The 16,896-nt window shown below is 63.3% G+C and carries 18 protein-coding genes and 1 tRNA gene; 5 read left to right on the top strand and 14 right to left on the bottom strand.

From position 1 onward, the window contains the following. Positions 1 to 92: 92 nt before the first annotated feature. Together M2427_RS23095 and M2427_RS23090 are read right to left on the bottom strand one after the other, a co-directional pair. Complete coding sequence (locus M2427_RS23095; protein ID WP_280708996.1) at positions 93 to 368, bottom strand: hypothetical protein; 276 nt, start codon at positions 366 to 368, stop codon at positions 93 to 95. Between the two features lie 182 nt (positions 369 to 550). Next, positions 551 to 1,495: an AEC family transporter gene (locus tag M2427_RS23090; RefSeq protein WP_280708994.1), complete on the bottom strand. Its 945-nt coding sequence runs from the start codon at positions 1,493 to 1,495 to the stop codon at positions 551 to 553. A gap of 333 nt (positions 1,496 to 1,828) precedes the next feature. Between M2427_RS23090 and M2427_RS23085 the strand changes: the two genes are divergently transcribed. Both M2427_RS23085 and M2427_RS23080 read left to right on the top strand, forming a co-directional pair. Beyond that, positions 1,829 to 2,173, top strand: coding sequence for a hypothetical protein (locus M2427_RS23085; protein ID WP_280708993.1), 345 nt, complete (start codon positions 1,829 to 1,831; stop codon positions 2,171 to 2,173). Between the two features lie 411 nt (positions 2,174 to 2,584). Next, positions 2,585 to 3,262, top strand: a complete 678-nt coding sequence (locus M2427_RS23080) for a ParA family protein (RefSeq protein ID WP_280709078.1) — start codon at positions 2,585 to 2,587, stop codon at positions 3,260 to 3,262. A gap of 152 nt (positions 3,263 to 3,414) precedes the next feature. Here M2427_RS23080 and M2427_RS23075 read toward each other — a convergent pair whose 3' ends face one another. The 5 genes from M2427_RS23075 to trxB form a co-directional block, all read right to left on the bottom strand. Continuing rightward, the gene (locus M2427_RS23075) at positions 3,415 to 3,582 is read right to left on the bottom strand and encodes a hypothetical protein (protein ID WP_280708991.1); all 168 of its coding nucleotides are present in this window, start codon (positions 3,580 to 3,582) and stop codon (positions 3,415 to 3,417) included. A 128-nt stretch (positions 3,583 to 3,710) separates the two neighbouring features. Further along, a complete protein-coding gene (locus tag M2427_RS23070; protein WP_280708990.1) occupies positions 3,711 to 3,860 on the bottom strand; it encodes a hypothetical protein in 150 nt (49 codons plus the stop codon). A 202-nt stretch (positions 3,861 to 4,062) separates the two neighbouring features. After that, positions 4,063 to 4,971, bottom strand: a complete 909-nt coding sequence (locus M2427_RS23065; RefSeq protein WP_280708988.1) for a 4-hydroxy-tetrahydrodipicolinate synthase — start codon at positions 4,969 to 4,971, stop codon at positions 4,063 to 4,065. Between the two features lie 445 nt (positions 4,972 to 5,416). Beyond that, complete coding sequence (locus tag M2427_RS23060) at positions 5,417 to 6,340, bottom strand: LysR family transcriptional regulator (RefSeq protein ID WP_280708986.1); 924 nt, start codon at positions 6,338 to 6,340, stop codon at positions 5,417 to 5,419. 5 nt (positions 6,341 to 6,345) lie between these two features. Further along, entirely contained in the window at positions 6,346 to 7,311 is a 966-nt protein-coding gene (trxB, locus tag M2427_RS23055) for a thioredoxin-disulfide reductase (protein ID WP_280708985.1), read from the bottom strand. A gap of 267 nt (positions 7,312 to 7,578) precedes the next feature. Between trxB and M2427_RS23050 the strand changes: the two genes are divergently transcribed. Then, positions 7,579 to 8,058, top strand: coding sequence for an Lrp/AsnC family transcriptional regulator (locus M2427_RS23050; RefSeq protein ID WP_057741909.1), 480 nt, complete (start codon positions 7,579 to 7,581; stop codon positions 8,056 to 8,058). 10 nt (positions 8,059 to 8,068) lie between these two features. On the opposite strand, the gene M2427_RS23045 is transcribed toward M2427_RS23050, so the two are convergent. The 4 genes from M2427_RS23045 to M2427_RS23030 all read right to left on the bottom strand — a co-directional run bounded on the left by M2427_RS23045 (position 8,069) and on the right by M2427_RS23030 (position 14,064). Beyond that, a complete protein-coding gene (locus M2427_RS23045; protein WP_280709077.1) occupies positions 8,069 to 8,458 on the bottom strand; it encodes a DoxX family protein in 390 nt (129 codons plus the stop codon). 142 nt (positions 8,459 to 8,600) lie between these two features. Then, positions 8,601 to 9,074, bottom strand: coding sequence for a transcription elongation factor GreA (gene greA / locus M2427_RS23040; protein WP_027534300.1), 474 nt, complete (start codon positions 9,072 to 9,074; stop codon positions 8,601 to 8,603). A 212-nt stretch (positions 9,075 to 9,286) separates the two neighbouring features. Next, positions 9,287 to 12,751 (bottom strand): carbamoyl-phosphate synthase large subunit, encoded by a 3,465-nt coding sequence (gene carB, locus M2427_RS23035; protein ID WP_280708982.1) that lies wholly within the window; start codon positions 12,749 to 12,751, stop codon positions 9,287 to 9,289. A 143-nt stretch (positions 12,752 to 12,894) separates the two neighbouring features. Beyond that, complete coding sequence (locus tag M2427_RS23030) at positions 12,895 to 14,064, bottom strand: MFS transporter (protein WP_280708981.1); 1,170 nt, start codon at positions 14,062 to 14,064, stop codon at positions 12,895 to 12,897. A 113-nt stretch (positions 14,065 to 14,177) separates the two neighbouring features. Here M2427_RS23030 and M2427_RS23025 point away from each other — a divergent pair, with 113 nt between their 5' ends. Continuing rightward, a complete protein-coding gene (locus M2427_RS23025) occupies positions 14,178 to 14,549 on the top strand; it encodes a helix-turn-helix transcriptional regulator (RefSeq protein WP_280708979.1) in 372 nt (123 codons plus the stop codon). 100 nt (positions 14,550 to 14,649) lie between these two features. Here the strand turns inward: M2427_RS23025 and M2427_RS23020 are convergent. Continuing rightward, positions 14,650 to 14,725: transfer RNA gene (locus M2427_RS23020), tRNA-Ala, on the bottom strand. Positions 14,726 to 14,779: 54 nt separating this feature from the next. Then, positions 14,780 to 15,481 carry a class I SAM-dependent methyltransferase gene (locus M2427_RS23015; RefSeq protein ID WP_280708978.1) on the bottom strand — a complete coding sequence of 234 codons (702 nt, stop codon included), beginning with the start codon at positions 15,479 to 15,481 and terminating at the stop codon, positions 14,780 to 14,782. Between the two features lie 105 nt (positions 15,482 to 15,586). On the opposite strand from M2427_RS23015, the gene M2427_RS23010 reads away from it, so the two are divergent. Beyond that, positions 15,587 to 16,111 carry a DNA starvation/stationary phase protection protein gene (locus tag M2427_RS23010; RefSeq protein WP_280708977.1) on the top strand — a complete coding sequence of 175 codons (525 nt, stop codon included), beginning with the start codon at positions 15,587 to 15,589 and terminating at the stop codon, positions 16,109 to 16,111. Positions 16,112 to 16,282: 171 nt separating this feature from the next. Here M2427_RS23010 and M2427_RS23005 read toward each other — a convergent pair whose 3' ends face one another. Beyond that, on the bottom strand, positions 16,283 to 16,807 hold the full coding sequence (locus M2427_RS23005; RefSeq protein WP_280708976.1) for a cupin domain-containing protein: 525 nt from the start codon (positions 16,805 to 16,807) through the stop codon (positions 16,283 to 16,285). Between the last annotated feature and the right edge of the window lie 89 nt (positions 16,808 to 16,896).

Raw genomic sequence — 16,896 nt, 5'->3', positions numbered from 1 at the left:
GATGGCCTTCCCAAAATGGGGGCGGAACCGCTTCCGCAGGAAGCACGAGATCACGGTCACCGTGCACTAACCTTCCGCCCCGCAAGCCATAGTCAGGCATCGCCAACAATCCGCACCAGCTCCACTTCGAGCTTCAGGCCGGGCGCCTGTTTTGCGAAGCCCGTGCAGGACGTGGATGAGCCGTCGATCGAGCGGCCTGACACGACGATGTCGATCTCATCCAGTCCGAAGACGCCGGGCGGCCCTGGCGTCACGCGTCGGGCGGAAAGGCTGGCTTTGAAGTGCTCGCCCTCCTGCGTCCAGTGTCCCGCATAGGCAAACGTATCGTCGCCGCCGGCGAGTGTCCCGTCAGGGCTGAATTCAACCACGCCAGCGCCTTCGCCGACGGGCGTCCTGAACCAAGCGGAGTATTTACCGGGGGTGATCACTCAAGCTCACCAGTTCGACCAGGCTAAGTTGAGCCAGATCAAAATGGCGATCGCGTGGCGCGCGGTGTGCTGCGACGTATACAACCTCATGCCATCAGGACATCGCTGCACGGTAGCCCGAGTTACCTCACCCCCGCCACCACCATCACCACCACCGGCAACGTCGCCGCCGCCAGCAGCGTGCACAGCGCCACCGCGCCCGAGACCGGGTTCACCATCCGCTGATATTGAACCGCAAAGATGTAGGCATTGGCGCCGGTCGGCATCGCCGCGAACAGCACGACGACGCCGGTCACGACGGGCGGCAGGCCCAGCAGCTTTGCCATCGCGAAGGCCACGGCCGGCATCGCCAGCAGTTTCAATGCGCTCATCGCGGCGACGCTTCCCATCTCGCCCTTCACCTCGAACCGGAACAGCGTGATACCGAGCGCGATCAGGGCCGCCGGCGAACCCGCCTGCGCCAGCAGTTCGATGGTCTTGTCGACGACGGGGTTGAGGCCGAGGCCGGTGAAGCGCCAGATCACGCCGAAGCCGATGCCCAGCATCAGCGGATTCTTCGCCAGATCTGTCAGGATCGGCCGGATCACCGACAGCACCGAGCCCGTGCGCTTGCGGCTGACCAGCTCCATCTGCAGGATGCCGCAGAGCCAGAGCAGCGGCGTGTTCACCGACAGGATCAGCGACATCGGGCCGGCCGCCTCGACGCCGAGCGCGGAGATCACCAGCGGAATCCCGAGCATGACGATGTTGCCGTAGACCGAGCCGATCGCGAACACGACGCCGTCCTCGCGGTCCTCGCGCCGCTCGCGGATCAGCGCCGAGATCAGAAGCGCCGCGATCCAGGTGATGGCCAGCGCGCCGTAATAGGCGCCCCACATCCTGTAAGGGCTGACGTCGGGGAATTCCGAGACGACGATGGTGCGAAACAACAGCGCGGGGATCGCGATGCTGAAGGCGAATTCGGAGATGCCCTTGTGTGCGCCCTCGGAGACGAAGCGAAACATCACCGCCGCATAGCCGGCCGCGATCAACGCAAACACCGGCGCGACGATCAACACGGTGGCCATGCGGTCCTCCCCCCTTCACGGGGATTTCGGCCGACCACCCCACGCGCGTCTCGATCCTGCCATCATGCCGCTGTTTTGCCCGACGAGTCAAAGGGAATTTCGTAAAATCCGTAAGGCGCCGGAAATTCGCGAGGCGGGCCAAAGACCTGGCTACTGTGCATGGGGTTGTTTTGGCGGCTTGGGAAAGGGGTTATCCCACCCTCCGCGGTCATCCCCCGCGGCTGTCCTCCCTGTTGCCGAGACCGCACACGTCCGACCTTTCGCCCCCAGCCTCGTTGCCAACCAACGCCGGTTCACCCACACTCGCCGCCGACTCGACATTTGGGGGGATCGATGCCGGAATCGCGCTTCAGGACATCCATGGCTGCCGCGACCTTCGGGCTGGCGCTCGCCGTTCTGGCCCAGCCGGGCATAGGATTGGCCTACACGCCCGATCAGCAGCAAGCCTGCACGCCGGATGCGATGCGGCTGTGCAGCGAGTTCGTTCCGAACGTCGATGCCATCACCGCCTGCATGATCCAGAAGAAGGCGCAGCTGTCGCCACCATGCGCGGTGTTCTTCCGCCGCGGACCGGAGCGCAGCGCCGGCGCACCGACCAGCATCGCGCCCAAAGCCAAGACCACGCCCAAGACGACGGCCAAGAAGACAAAGCCGAAGAAGAAGACCGACGACGGCTAGGTTCGCTCGCCCTCCCGCGTTCCCGTTCTGATACCTGTCATGTCCCTTGCGTCCATTCGGCTCGAGGGGGCCACCAGCCACGCGACAGCCACCGGACTCGTTTTGTTCGCGCCTCTTGCGCGCCTTGTTGCAGCAATTGCCGATGTGACTGATGAAAAGAGCGCCACAAGGATTTGCGCGGCGAAGTTGTGCCGCGAATTTTTCCGCGTGAGTGCTTGAAAAGACGACCGATTGCCCGCGTGAACAGTGATTCATGACAGTTCATGTCATCAGTCGCGCAAGGAGTGTGACTCAAAAGCCAACACCTCTTGTTATTTCGTGGCGACAACACAACTGTCGATAAATTTTTCTTTCACGAATCAGCGCGGTGATTCATTTTCGTTACCTGGGGTCAATCTGGAGGCCAGAGGTATGAACGTTATTGTTTTTGCATCGCGTAAAGGCGGCTCGGGCAAGAGTACCCTGGCCGCACATCTCGCCGCGCAGATCAAGGCGACCAAGCCTATTCTGCTCGTCGATGCGGATCCGCAAGGCTCGCTCACGTTGTGGCACAAGCTGCGTGGTACCAACGAACCGCCGATCAAGTCGGCCGTGAATTCCGTCAGCGGCATCGTCTCTGCTGCCAAGCGCGACGGCTACGAGTGGGTGCTGATCGACACGCCGCCGAATCTGTCGGCCGTGGTCGACGACGCCATCAAGAACGCGACGATGGTGGTCATCCCGGCACGGCCCGGCGTGTTCGACGTCAACGCGGTGCAGGAAACCATCCAGATGTGCCGCGCGGCGCGCAAGCCCTACGCGGTCGTGCTCAACGGCGCACCGGCGCGTCGCGACGAATCCGAAAGCCCGATCGTCACCATCGCCCGCGAGGCGCTGGCCAAGTTCCGCGCTCCGGTGTGGGGCGGTCAGATCACCAATCGTTCGGATTTGTTGATGGCACTCAGCCACGGCGAAGGCGCGCGCGAGTATCAGGCCGAGAGCCGTGCGGCCCAGGAAATTGCAAGGCTGTGGGCAGCGATCGAGCGTTCAGTGAAAGCCATTCGCGGCACGGCGTCGGCTACAGGCGCAATGCACAAGCAGGCGGCATAATTTCATCAATCATTCCCCTGACGACAAACGCGCGGTGTCCCGCGCGTTTTACGTTTATGCCCTCAGCTGTCATTCCGGGGGCGCGCAGCGCAACCCGGAATCTCGAGATTCCGGATTCGCCCTTCGGTCGCTCCGGAATGACGAGATGGACGTTACGCCACCATCAGCATGTAGAACACGATCACCGGCGACAGCGTCAGGATCACCGACCAGATGCCGACGGCCCAGAGAATGTCCTCGGTGGAAAAGCCCTGCTGTCCGGCGTTTTCAAAGCCCTGCGTGGCGCCGTAAAACGGCACAATATCGTTCTGATTGTTCAAGATCGCCCCCGCGATTTCTTCGCTTATGGGGGAGACGATACGCGAGATGTTTTAATATTCCGGCTCGCAGGCCCGCTCGCATTTAAACGCAATCGCGAGCCCGCGATTAACCATGCACGCAGGCTTCGTCAGCCCGCGAGCCAGACCCGAAACAGCAGCACCGGCATCAGGCCGAGCATCACGGCCCAGAAGCCGAACGACGACACCACCAGGATTCCCTGCAAAAGATCGGCAGGCGCGAACATTTCCGCCGCAGTCGGGCGAACGCGTTGCCCCATGGTCATTCCCCCTGTTTGATAAATTCGCGAGCGAACGATAGGCGCCATTGCGTAAACGAGGCGTGGATGCGCCATGCGGCAGCTGCGAAGGCCGTTCGTGCCCGGTTAACCAAGGCGGTGCTCTCTCTCATGGCGGGGATTATCTTCGCCGCGTCGACCAGCCGCTGTGACGAACGCCACAGACGGCCCTCGACGGAAGACGCTACGCAGCGACTTTCACCCGCCGCGCGATCTCGCGATCCAGCGCGGCTGCGAGCTCGCTGCTCACCTCCACCATCGGCAGGCGGACTTCGGGGCTGTCGATCAGGCCCGTGCGCCACAGCCAGTACTTCGCCGGCGCCGGGCTTGGCTCTGCGAACAACAGCCGCGTCAGCTCCGAGACCTCCTGCCAGCGTGCCTCTGCCGCATCGTGGTTGCCTTGCTTCAGCTCGCTGTACACGGCAGCGAAGGCCGCAGTCTCGAGATGCGCTGACAGCAAAATGCCGCCATCGGCGCCGTCGCTGAGCGCCTCGAAATAATTCGCGTCCTCGCCGGTGAGCACGCGGAAGCCCTTCGGCCGATCGCGCAAGAGCGCGGTCGACTGCTCGCGGCTTGCCCCGCAATCCTTCAGGCCGATGATATTGGGATGCTCTGCGAGCCGCAGCATGGTCTGGTTGGTGATGCCGACGGCGCAGCGATAGGGAATGTTGTAGAGCGCGAGAGGCCAGGCGGCGTGATCGGCCAGCGCCTCGAAATGCGCTGATATCCCCCGCTGCGACGGCCGGACGTAATAGGGGCTCGCGATCAGATAGAAGTCGATCGGCCAGTCCGCGGTCTCGTCCAGCCGCTCCTTCATCCGTGAGGTGTCCGCGCCTGACAGCCCGAGCCCGATCGGAATGGTGCGGCGGCCGGCTGCCATTTCATCGCGCACGATGGCGACGAGGCGTTCGAGCTCGCTCTCGCGCAGCGTCATGCCTTCGCCGGAGGTTGCTCCCAGAATGAAGCCGTCGATGCTTTGCGCGGCGTAGTGCCGCGTCAGCCGCCGCAGCGACATTTCGTCGAGACGACCGTCGCGAAACGGCGTCACCAGCGGCAGCCACAGCCCATGCATGTGGGTTCGCAAATCAGTCATGTTCCTGCTCCTTCTCAAGATGAACCTGAGACGGAGGGCACATGAAAAAACCCCGTCCAGGCGGCGGGGTTTTCGGGATTTGGCAGCGATGACGAAGTCAGTCTAGCGCGCGCAAAAATCCGAGGTCCCCGGATGGGGGCCGTTTTTCGAGATGATTGCGCACGACTTCGTGATCATTTGCAAATGATGCGGGGTATGCCCAAAACTGTCAATACACGCGGAGGGCGAAAGCCATTTTGGGCAGAAAAAAAGCCGGACCCGAAGGCCCGGCTTAGGTATTGGCCACGTGAGGCCGACACAATCACCTTCCAAGAGGGATTACTGAACTCCCGCGCCACTGGAGGAGGGGGACAAATGCGCAACGCGAAGGCTCAGCGTGAAAACATTATGGGCTTGACCCGCGTCATGCAGCAACCGTCGAGGTCGCATGTCAGTCATGCGGAAATCAGGACGGCCAGCGCTGTGCCTTGCTCACAACGAAGTCACGGAACACCTGCACGCGCGCGACCGTCTTCAGCTCTTCGGGATAGACAAAATACGTGTCGAGCTGGATCGAGTCCGACTCGCCGAACAATTGTACGAGGCGGCTGTTCTCTTCGACGAGATAATCCGGCAGCGCTGCGATGCCGAGGCCCTGCTGACAGGCGCGCACGAGACCGAGAATGTTGTTCACTCTGAAATACGCCTCGCGCGGACCCGAGCCGTTGCGACCTGCTTCGACCAGCCAGTTGCGGTTCTGCAAATGCGGCGCGAAGTTGCCGTCGGAGAGCGAGATGATGCGGTGGGCATCGAGCTCCTCCAGCGTGCGCGGCGTGCCGAAGCGCTTGATGTATTCCGGCGAGCAATAGGCGTGGAAGCCCATCGCGAAAAGCTTGCGCTGGATGAGATCCGGCTGCGTCGGCTTGCGGGTGCGGATCGCAACATCGGCCTCGCGCATCGACAGGTCCAGTTCCTCGTCGGTGACGATCAGCGAGATCCGGATCTCCGGATAGAGCGCGGTGAATTCGCCGAGCCGCGGGATCAGCCAGTTGATACCGACGCCGGGGGTGGTGGTGATCTTGAGATCGCCGCTCGGCCGTTCGCGGCTGTCGGTCAGTTTCGCGCGTGCCGCCTGCAACTGCATGAACACGTCATGCGCGGTGCGGAACAAGAGGTCGCCCTGCTCGGTGAGGATCAGGCCGCGGGCATGGCGGTGGAACAGCGAGACCGAGAGCTCCTGCTCCAGCGCCGAGACCTGGCGTGACACCGCCGATTGCGACAGGCCGAGCTGCTCGCCGGCATGCGTGAAGCTGCCCGCTTCCGCCGCCGCGTGAAACACCTTCAGCTTGTCCCAGTCCATATCCGTAAATCCGTCGCGTGTTCGAGGCATGATCGTTATTCCGCTGCCGCGCGCTCGCTGGCGCGCAGGGCCAAGAAACGTTCGGCCTCGAGCGCTGCCATGCAGCCGAGGCCTGCGGCCGTCACGGCCTGGCGGTAGGTTTCGTCAGCGACGTCGCCGGCGGCGAACAGGCCGGGCACGGAGGTCGCGGTCGAGTTCGGGGCGACCTCGACATAGCCCGACGGTTTCAGCTTCACCGCGTCTTTCACGAGCTCAGTCGCCGGCGCGTGGCCGATGGCGACGAAGACGCCGTCGGTCTTCACATCCGTCAGCGCGCCGGTCTTGACGTTCCTCAGGTGCACATGGGTGACCTTGTTCGGGTTCTCGGTGCCGCAGATCTCGTCGACGGCCGAATCCCAGACCACCTTGATCTTGGGGTGCTTGAACAGGCGCTCCTGCAGGATGCGCTCGGCGCGGAAGTGGTCGCGGCGATGTACGATGGTGACCTGCGAGGCGTGGTTCGTAAGGTACAGCGCTTCCTCGACCGCGGTATTGCCGCCGCCGACCACCACGACCTCCTTGTTGCGGTAGAAGAAGCCGTCGCAGGTGGCGCAGGCCGAGACGCCGCCGCCCTGGAATTTCACCTCGGACGGCAGCCCGAGCCAGCGCGCCTGTGCGCCTGTGGCGAGGATCACGGTTTCGGCGAGATAGACGTCGCCCGAATCGCAGGTGAGGCGGAACGGCCGCTGCGAGGTGTCGAGCTTGATCACCAGGTCGGAGACGATCCTGGTGCCGACATGGACTGCCTGCTTCTCCATCTGTTCCATCAGCCAGGGGCCCTGGATCACGTCGGCGAAGCCCGGATAGTTCTCGACGTCGGTGGTGATGGTCAGCTGGCCGCCGGCCTGCATGCCCTGGATCAGGATCGGCTCGAGCATCGCGCGCGCGGCGTAGATCGCCGCGGTGTAGCCTGCGGGCCCGGAGCCAATAATGACGACCTTTGCATGAACAGGAGCGGACATTTCGATGGACGCCTTTCACGGGGGATTTGCAGCGCGGGCGCGGAAAGTGCCGGGAGGCCTCGCGGAGGCGCTGAAATATCAGAGCTAATCTAAGCCTTCTGGTGAGCTATGCAAGAATTGCATTCCCTGTCGGCGGATTTTTCCAACAAGGAACAAAAGTCGATTGCGCTGCACGCGCAATAAAATTACTCATCTGGCACGGACTGGGCTATGAGGATTGCGACAGACCCACCCGATACCGCCGATAAGGCCAGGAGTTCCAATCACGTGTCGCGGAACCTAGACGAAATCGACCTCAAGATTCTGTCCGAAATCCAGGCCGACGGTCGAATCACCAATGTCGAGCTCGCCAAACGGGTCGGAATTTCGCCCCCGCCCTGCCTGCGCCGCGTCCGTGCGCTTGAGGAGGAGGGCTACATCCATGGCTACCGTGGGCTGCTGGATGCGCGAAAGCTCGGTTTCGACGTCACGGTCTTCGCCGCCGTGCACCTCTCCAGCCAGGCTGAAGCGGATCTGCGTGCCTTCGAGGAGTTCGTCCGTGCCGAACCGCTGGTCCGGGAGTGCTGGATGCTGTCCGGCGAAGTGGATTTCATTCTCAAATGCGTCGCCCCCGACATGGCGACCTTTCAGGACTTTGTGACGCACCTGACCGCAGCACCGCACGTGCGCAACGTGCGCACGTCATTGGTGCTGCACAATTCGAAGTACGAGGCCGCCGTGCCGCTGGATGTGAAGGGACGGCGGTAGAAACGACGAGTCACCGCCGCATCGCATCCACGCTGACAGGGCCACCGCCGGCGGCCGCGAGGAAGAGGCACGCAAAGCACAGCACGATCGCAAGCGCGCCGTCGTTGACGACGGGAAAGAAGCTGTGCGGCAGGTGTTCGATGAAATAGGCGAAGGCCATCTCACCGGACAGGATGAAGGCCGCCAAACGCGTGAAGAGGCCGATCATCAACAGGCCGCCGAGCATGAGTTCGAGCATGCCGGCGACACCCCACAGCGACAACGGTGTGACGTCGGAAAACATCTCCACCGGCGGAAACTTGAACAGCTTGGCCACGCCGTAGTGAAAGAACATTAGCCCGGTGACGAAGCGGAAGAGGCTGAGCAGATAAGGCTGGCCCTGCGCGGCGAAGCGATCGATGTCCATCGTATCCTCCCATGCTCTGACAGCGGCGCCGAGCATGACGGAGGACAGTGCGGTTCACAATCGCGCACTGGAAACATTGCGAAACAAAAAAGCCGCGCAGAGGGCGCGGCTTTCGAGGAATTCTCTCCGGAGTGGACTACCGCCACTCCACCTTGGTGATCTCATAGGCCTTGGCGCCGCCGGGAGCGTTGACCTCGACGGTCGAACCCTTCTTCTTGCCGATCAACGCGCGCGCGAGCGGCGAGGTGATGGAGATACGGCCCTTCTTGGCGTCCGCCTCGACCTCGCCGACGATCTGCCATACCGCTTTCTTCTCGGTGTCTTCGTCGACCAGCGTCACCGTGGCGCCGAACTTGATGGTGTCGCCGGAGAGCTTGGAAATGTCGATGATGTCGGCGCGCGCGAGCTTGTCCTCGAGCTCGGCAATGCGGCCTTCATTATGAGACTGCTCTTCCTTCGCGGCATGGTATTCCGCGTTCTCGGAGAGGTCGCCATGCGAGCGCGCCTCCGCGATATGCTCGATGATGCGCGGACGGTCCTCAGACTGGCGCTTCTTCAATTCTTCCCCAAGCGCGGCAAAGCCGCCTGCTGTCATCGGAACCTTTTCCATCTCTTCTCTCGTCTTTCGGTCGCGCGCCCCACGGAAACAGAGCGCGCGGCAATCTTGATTCGTCAGTATGTCCGGGGGCTGAACACGCCGCCGCCGGAGCGTTATGTGGGTCTGGCGCCGGAACAGAACAACCACAATGCCCGGACAGTTCCTCCGGCCATTGTGGCTTCATTGCCAATCACTTAGCAGAAGGCTGGGCCATCCGCTCGCGATCAGGTTTCCGAAAAGTAGCTCTGCAGGGTCCGAACCTCAAGGTCCCCGCCCAGATAGGCGCGGATGCCCTGCGCGGCCGCCACGGCCCCGGAAAGAGTGGTGTAATACGGCACTTTATGCAAGAGGGCCGCGCGCCGCAGCGATCGGCTGTCGGCAAGCGCCTGCGGGCCTTCGGTGGTGTTGAAGACCAGCTGGACGTCGCCATTGGTGATGGCGTCGACGATATGCGGCCGGCCCTCCAGCACCTTGTTCACCTTCTCGGTCGGGATGCCCTCGTCGGTCAGGAAACGCGCCGTCCCCGATGTCGCCAGCACCTTGAAGCCGAGCGAATGCAATTCGCGCACGGCTTCCGCAATACGCGTCTTGTCGCTCTCGCGCACAGAGACGAACACGGTGCCCTTGCGCGGCACGCGCGTGCCGCCGCCGAGCTGGCTCTTGGCGAAGGCCACCGCAAAGGAGCGATCGATGCCCATGACCTCGCCAGTCGAGCGCATCTCGGGCCCGAGCACCGTGTCGACACCGGGGAAGCGCGCGAACGGAAACACCGATTCCTTCACGCCGACATGCTTGAAGTCCGCCTTCTTCAACTTGAAGTCGGCGAGCTTCTCGCCGGCCATGATGCGGGCGGCGATCTTTGCGACCGGCGTGCCGACCACCTTGGCGACGAACGGCACCGTGCGCGATGCGCGCGGATTGACTTCAAGAACGTAAATCTCGCCGTTCTTGATCGCGTATTGCACGTTCATCAGGCCGACGACGTCGAGGCCGAGCGCGAGCTCGCGTGTCTGCCGCTCCAGCTCGGCGATCATTCTGGCGTCGAGCGAATGCGGCGGCAGCGAGCAGGCGGAGTCGCCGGAATGGATGCCGGCTTCCTCGATATGCTCCATGATACCGACGATGAAGGTGTCCTTGCCGTCGCTGAGGCAGTCGACGTCGATCTCGGTGGCGTCGGACAAATAGCGGTCGAACAGCAGCGGGTTCTTGCCGAGCACGGTGTTGATCTGCCCGGTCTTGTCGTTCGGGTAGCGCGCCTTGACGTCGGCCGGCACCAGCTCCGGCAGCGTGCCGAGCAGGTAGTCGTTGAGCTGGTTCTCCTCGCGGATGATCTGCATTGCGCGGCCGCCGAGCACGTAGGACGGGCGCACCACCAGGGGCAGGCCGAGATCGGCGGAGACGAGGCGGGCCTGTTCGACCGAATAGGCGATCCCGTTCTTCGGCTGCTTCAAGCGAAGCTTGTCGAGCACGCGCTTGAAGCGGTCGCGGTCTTCGGCGAGGTCGATGGCGTCGGGCGAGGTGCCGAGGATCGGCACTTCGGCAGCTTCCAGCGCACGCGCGAGCTTCAGCGGAGTCTGGCCGCCGAACTGCACGATCACGCCATGCAGCGTGCCGTTGCTGCGCTCCTTGGCGATGATCTCCAGCACGTCCTCGGCGGTGAGCGGCTCGAAATAGAGCCGGTCGGCGGTGTCGTAGTCGGTCGACACCGTTTCCGGGTTGCAGTTGACCATGATGGACTCGTAGCCGGCGTCATGCAGCGCGAAGCAGGCGTGACAGCAGCAATAGTCGAACTCGATGCCCTGGCCGATCCGGTTCGGGCCGCCACCGAGGATGATGACCTTCTTCTTGTCCGAGGGCGTGCTCTCGTCGGCGGTGCTGCCTGCAAACGGCGACTCGTAGGTCGAGTACATGTAGGCGGTGGGTGAGGCGAATTCGGCCGCGCATGTATCGATGCGCTTGTAGACCGGACGGACGTCGAGCGCGTGGCGCTTGGCGGTAATCTCGGCCTCGGTCGTCTGGGCGAGCACCGCAAGCCGCGCGTCCGAGAAACCCATGGCCTTGAGCGTGCGCATGCCGAAGGCATTGCCGGGCAGGCCGTGCTTCCTGACCTTCTCCTCCATGTCGACGATTCCGCGCATCTCGCCGAGAAACCACGGATCGATCTTGCACGAGTTGAAGATGTCCTCGTTCGACCATCCGAGCCGCATGGCTTGCGCGACCTGAAGAATGCGGTTCGGCGTCGGCGTGCCGAGCGCGGCGCGGATCGCGTTCTTGTCGTCGTCGCGCCCCAGGCCCTCGATCTCGATCTCGTCGAGGCCGGTGAGGCCAGTCTCGAGCCCACGCAACGCCTTCTGAAGGCTTTCCTGGAAGGTGCGGCCGATCGCCATGACCTCGCCGACCGATTTCATCGAGGTCGTCAGTGTGGAGGAGGCGCCGGGGAATTTCTCGAAGGCGAAACGCGGGATCTTGGTCACCACGTAATCGATCGTCGGCTCGAACGAGGCCGGCGTCGCGCCACCGGTGATGTCGTTGGCGATCTCGTCCAGCGTGTAGCCGATCGCGAGTTTTGCGGCGACCTTGGCGATCGGGAAGCCGGTGGCCTTCGAGGCCAGCGCCGACGAGCGCGAGACGCGCGGATTCATCTCGATCACGACCATGCGGCCGTCCTCGGGATTGACGCCGAACTGCACGTTGGAGCCGCCGGTCTCGACGCCGATCTCGCGCAGCACCGCCAGCGAGGCGTCGCGCATGATCTGGTATTCCTTGTCCGTCAGCGTCAGCGCCGGCGCGACCGTGATGGAGTCGCCGGTATGCACGCCCATCGGATCGAAATTTTCGATCGAGCAGACGATGATGCAATTGTCCTTCTTGTCGCGCACCACCTCCATCTCGAACTCTTTCCAGCCGAGGACGGATTCCTCGATCAGGACCTCGTTGGTGGGGGACGCATCAAGACCGCGCTCGATGATGTCGAGAAACTCTTCCTTGTTGTAGGCGATGCCGCCGCCGGTGCCGCCCATGGTGAAGGAGGGGCGGATGATCGCGGGCAGGCCGATCTCGGACAGAGCCATCATGGCCTGGCCGAACGCGTATTCCTGATAGCGCTTGCGGCGGTCGCTCTCGCCGAGCGTCCATTGCCGGTCAAGCTCTTCGAGCGCAGCGCCCGACAGCTTCTCGCGCTCGGCATGATATTTGTCGCGGAACGACTTCTTCAGCTCGGAGGCGTTGGCGAGACGCGATCTCGGCGTCTCGAGCCCGATCTTGGTCATGGCCTCGCGGAACAGCTGGCGATCCTCGGCCTTGTCGATCGCGTCGGCGGTCGCGCCGATCATCTCGACGTCGAACTTGTCCAGCGTGCCCTGCCGGCGCAGCGACAGCGCGCAGTTCAGCGCGGTCTGGCCGCCCATGGTCGGCAGCAGCGCGAAGCCGCCAGGAACGACGTGACGTTCCTTTTCTATGATCTTCGCAACAATTTCGGGCGTGATCGGCTCGATATAGGTCGCATCGGCCAGTTCCGGATCGGTCATGATCGTGGCCGGATTGGAATTGACGAGGACGATGCGATAGCCCTCCTCCTTCAGCGTCTTCACCGCCTGCGTGCCCGAATAGTCGAACTCGCAGGCCTGGCCGATCACGATGGGGCCGGCGCCGATGATCAGGATGGTGGTGATGTCTGTACGTTTGGGCATCAACTCTCGCCGAAGTGGAATTTGGGCACAAAAAAAGGGCGCGCTTGCTGCGCGTCCCTTTGGCCGAGAGCGCGTTGGTCTCCCTCGCGCGCGGGTGGGTCTTAGACCAGTTTTCGGGGCGGCGAAACCCCGAAAAACGCCCATCAACCGGCAATTTTGACGGGTTTCGGCCGTGCCTGCCAGCCACGGGCGAGGTGCACCAGAAGCGAGGCGGCAACGCTTCCTCCGCCGATCCAGCCGAGGTCGTTTGGCGCAAGGGTGGCCAGCACGGCTCCCCCTAAGGCACCCCCGATGGCGAAGCCGAGATACATCGCTGAGGCATTGAGCGAGAGCGCGATCATCGAGGCTTGCGGCTCGATCCGGATGATGCTGGCGATCTGGGCCGGATAGAATGCCCAGCCCGAGAGGCCCCAGAGGAAGATCGCGCCCAGTACGGCGTACTGGGCCTGTCCCGGCATCAGTTTCAGCACCAGCGAATGCATGATCAGCGCGCTCGCCATGCCGGCGAGGCCGAGGGCTGCGGTGGCCATCGTTCCAAGCCGATCAGCCAAGACACCGCCGAGCATGTTTCCGATCGCGGCCGCGCCGCCAAACACCAGCAGGGCAAGGCTGATGTGCGAGGCATCAAAGCCGAGACCGCGCAGCGGAACCGCGAAATAAGTAAATACGGTGAAGCCGCCGAGCGCCCATAAGATCGTGATGACGAGCGCGACCACCACATTGCCGTGGCGCGCCACCGCCAGCCGTTCGCTGAGCGAGGCCGTATTGCGCGGCAGACCGCGTGGCAGGCCGAGCAGGAGACCCGCGAGCGCGACCGCGCCGATGATGGCAACCATGGCGAAGGTCGCACGCCAGCCGAACAGGCTGCCGACGAGATTGCCGAGGGGAACCCCGACGACGGTCGCGACCGTGAGGCCCGAGGTGACGAGCGCCACCGCACGACCGCGCCGTTCCGGTGAGGCGACGGCAACCGAGACGGCAAGAGCGGTCGGCATGCAAAGGCCGGAGCCGAGCGCCATCAGCATGCGCGAGGCCAGCAGCAGGGCATAGTTGGACGCCACCATCGCCGCGAGATTGCCGGCGATGAAAGTGGTCAGCGCCAGGGCCATTACGGTGCGACGATCGATGTTGTTCAGCGCCACCGCCAGGATCGGCGAGCCCACGGCATAGGTGAGGGCGTAGGCGGTGACCAATTGGCCGGCGGCCGAGACCGAAATCGAGAGGTCGCCGGCGATCGCTGGCAAAAGCCCTGCAATAACGAAGCCTTCGGTACCAATCGCAAAGGCCCCCAGGGCCAGCCAGAACACGCTCATTGCAAGTCGTCCTTATGTTCAATGTTTATTTAACTATCGAAGAAGAGGAGTTGTGAGTCAATTGGCTCAAGAACTATTGAACATTGCGGCCGCATCGCTATGATTCCCGCATCATGAGCCGCACGCTTCCTCACCCGACCCGCGAACAGATCGAGCTGCCCCTGGTTCTGGATTGTCTGAGCGATCCGACCCGGCTCGCGATCGTCTATCAGCTCGCCCAGCAGGAACGTGTCAGCAGCGAGCTGTGCTGCGGTGACTTCAACGGGCTCGCCGGCAAGTCGAACCTCACCTATCACTTCGCAAAGCTGCGCGATTGCGGGCTGATGCAGACGCGCGTTGCGGGCACGAACCGCTTCATGCGGCTGCGCCGCGAGGATTTGGAGGCACGCTTTCCGGGCTTGCTCGATGCCGTGCTCAAGTCCGCGGCCAAGGACGCGGAGAGGCTTCAGCTTGTTGCGGAGTGCGATGTGGTCGAGACGGATTAATCTGTCCGCGCCACGCCCGGCTTCGCCCTTCGGGCTTCGCCGCGGCAGCCTTCGCCACGACAGGGCTTGCCGAGCCGAAGCTGGCGGAGCCAGCGAAGGCTGGAGACCCGGCCTGGATTTGAACCAGGATGAAGAGCAATGCACTGCTCTCGCGTAGACGCTTCCGCCACCGGGCCGCGGCGATCATGTCTGATCGAGGTGCGACAAGCCACCTCAGCTGGTGGTTATGCTTAACGCGCCAGAGGTGGCCGGGCGATGAAGGTCATGCGCCAGCGATTGTGGCCGATATTGGTGTTGGCGCGCTGGCTTGCGAAGCCTGCTGCCTTCAGCTTGGCCGTGATCTCGTCCTCGCTGTAACGCTGCAATCCGATGCGCGAGCGCAGATGACGGTAATCTGACAGCGCGGTGCTGATGAGCCCGATCAGCGCATCCTTTAGGAAGCCGTGACGCAGGCCGAAGGAGAGCAGCGCGGCCACGTCTCGCCCCATGCCGACATGAGGCTGAAGGATATCGCCGAGCACGAGCTTGCCTGAAGGTTTCAGGATTCGCCTGACGTTGAGCAGCGCGGCATCGAGTTCCTCCGCCGTCATGTATTGCGCGACAGAGTTCATCACGACGAGGTCGATCGACTGCTCCTGCATCTTGCGGACGTCGTCGAGCGAGCGGACGCGGATTTTCGTATTCGGCGCAAAGCGCGCAATCAGCCGGCCGCGCACGCCCGGCGCCGGCTCGGCCAGGATCAGCTTGCCACAGGCCGCCGCAACCTGGCCCGCCGACAGCGCCTCGCCGCAGGCATAGTCCAGCACGGTCGCCTCAGGCGAGGTGATGTAGCCGACGATGTCCCGCGCAATGATCTGGAAGTGCAAATCGCGATGCAACTTGCTGACATAGATCGTGTGCGTCGAGTCGTAATAATCGATCCAATCGTCCATGGTATCCCGCCCAGCGGTTCCCTGCACGGGAACCGCGCTGCCCGCCTTGCGTTAGGGGTGCGACGGCGCGCCGTCAATGTCCGCGTCCTAACAGGAAGGTTTCCCGTGAGCAAAGCCCCCAGCAAGGTCTCGCCCGATCTCGACACCCCCACCGATCTGCCGTCCCAGGCCGTCAACAAGGTTTCCGAGGCACTCAACGTGCTTCTGGCCGACGCCTTCGCGCTGTACCTCAAGACCAAGAATTTCCACTGGCACATCAGCGGCCGGCATTTCCGCGACTATCATCTGCTGCTCGACGAGCAGTCAGACCAGATCTTCGCCACCACGGACCAGCTGGCCGAGCGCGTCCGCAAGATCGGCGGCACCACGCTGAAGTCGATCGGCCAGGTCGCTAAGCTCCAGACCATCAAGGACAACAACGAGGACTACGTCCCGCCGCGCGAGATGTTGCGCGAGCTGATGCAGGACAACAAGCATGTCGCGAGCGCAATGCGTAAGGCGCACGAGGTCTGCGACGACGCCGGCGACGTCGCCAGCGCCAGCATTTTGGAAAACTTCATCGACGAGACCGAGCGCAGGACCTGGTTCTTGTTCGAGGCCACGCGGCAGGAAGGCGCCAACGAGGCGTAGGTCTTCGTCCAATGTCTCCACAATGTCGTCCCGGCGAAGGCCGGGACCCATAGCCACCGAGCGCGATTTGGCGAAGATTGGTCATGACCATCTCGCGCCATAACTTCGTCTGAGGAGTATGGGTCCCGGCCTGCGCCGGGACGACGGCGGTGTCTGTCGCGCGAGCGGTGCCTAACTCCGCCACAACCGCATCAACGCCCCGTGTTTCCCCGTCACCGGATCGGCCGGCGGCAGCGCCACCTTCGGAATCGTCTTCAACGCCTTGGCGTGGTTCTCAGGCGTCGGCCGCGTGATCTCCATCTTCGCGCCCGGCGGATAGGCGCCGATCACGCAGAAGTCGTCGCTCGCGTTGATGCACTGATGCCCTGTGCCCGCTGGAAGGATCGCGACATCGCCGGCCTTGATCTCCAGCTCCTGGCCGTGATCGCCGCCGAAGCGAACGCGGGCATGGCCGCGCGCGACGCCGAGCACCTCATGCACGGTCGCGTGGTAGTGCAGATAGTCATAGACGCCGTTGCGCCACGCGCCGCCCCATCCGTTGGTTTCGAACAGGTTCTCGATGGTCTCTTCGGGGCGCTTCGGATCGAGCTTCACCGCACCCTGGTAGACCAGGAAGGGGAGGATGTTGTTCGGCACGAGCCCGTCATCCTCGAACACGATGGCGAGCGGCTCGGCATTGTCGCGGACGACGGACATGACTGGGCTCCAGCAGCAATCTATTCACGGAATCAAGACGGCGCGAGCGTCCTTGTTCCTGAGCCCCGCACGCCGGCTTGACGGAGATC

The organism is Bradyrhizobium sp. BR13661, from assembly GCF_029892425.1.
GTDB lineage: Bacteria > Pseudomonadota > Alphaproteobacteria > Rhizobiales > Xanthobacteraceae > Bradyrhizobium.
This window is presented reverse-complemented; position numbering and strand designations above follow the sequence as displayed.

Excerpts from the sequence above, each read along its gene's own strand:
- M2427_RS23070 (WP_280708990.1), bottom strand. The coding sequence starts at position 3,860 with ATGGGGCAACGCGTTCGCCCGACTGCGGCGGAAATGTTCGCGCCTGCC.
- greA (WP_027534300.1), bottom strand. The coding sequence starts at position 9,074 with ATGGAAAAGGTTCCGATGACAGCAGGCGGCTTTGCCGCGCTTGGGGAA.
- M2427_RS23015 (WP_280708978.1), bottom strand. The coding sequence starts at position 15,481 with ATGGACGATTGGATCGATTATTACGACTCGACGCACACGATCTATGTC.
- M2427_RS23090 (WP_280708994.1), bottom strand. The coding sequence starts at position 1,495 with ATGGCCACCGTGTTGATCGTCGCGCCGGTGTTTGCGTTGATCGCGGCC.
- M2427_RS23060 (WP_280708986.1), bottom strand. The coding sequence starts at position 6,340 with ATGCCTCGAACACGCGACGGATTTACGGATATGGACTGGGACAAGCTG.
- M2427_RS23025 (WP_280708979.1), top strand. The coding sequence starts at position 14,178 with ATGAGCCGCACGCTTCCTCACCCGACCCGCGAACAGATCGAGCTGCCC.
- trxB (WP_280708985.1), bottom strand. The coding sequence starts at position 7,311 with ATGTCCGCTCCTGTTCATGCAAAGGTCGTCATTATTGGCTCCGGGCCC.
- M2427_RS23030 (WP_280708981.1), bottom strand. The coding sequence starts at position 14,064 with ATGAGCGTGTTCTGGCTGGCCCTGGGGGCCTTTGCGATTGGTACCGAA.
- M2427_RS23005 (WP_280708976.1), bottom strand. The coding sequence starts at position 16,807 with ATGTCCGTCGTCCGCGACAATGCCGAGCCGCTCGCCATCGTGTTCGAG.
- M2427_RS23065 (WP_280708988.1), bottom strand. The coding sequence starts at position 4,971 with ATGACTGATTTGCGAACCCACATGCATGGGCTGTGGCTGCCGCTGGTG.
- M2427_RS23080 (WP_280709078.1), top strand. The coding sequence starts at position 2,585 with ATGAACGTTATTGTTTTTGCATCGCGTAAAGGCGGCTCGGGCAAGAGT.
- carB (WP_280708982.1), bottom strand. The coding sequence starts at position 12,751 with ATGCCCAAACGTACAGACATCACCACCATCCTGATCATCGGCGCCGGC.
- M2427_RS23085 (WP_280708993.1), top strand. The coding sequence starts at position 1,829 with ATGCCGGAATCGCGCTTCAGGACATCCATGGCTGCCGCGACCTTCGGG.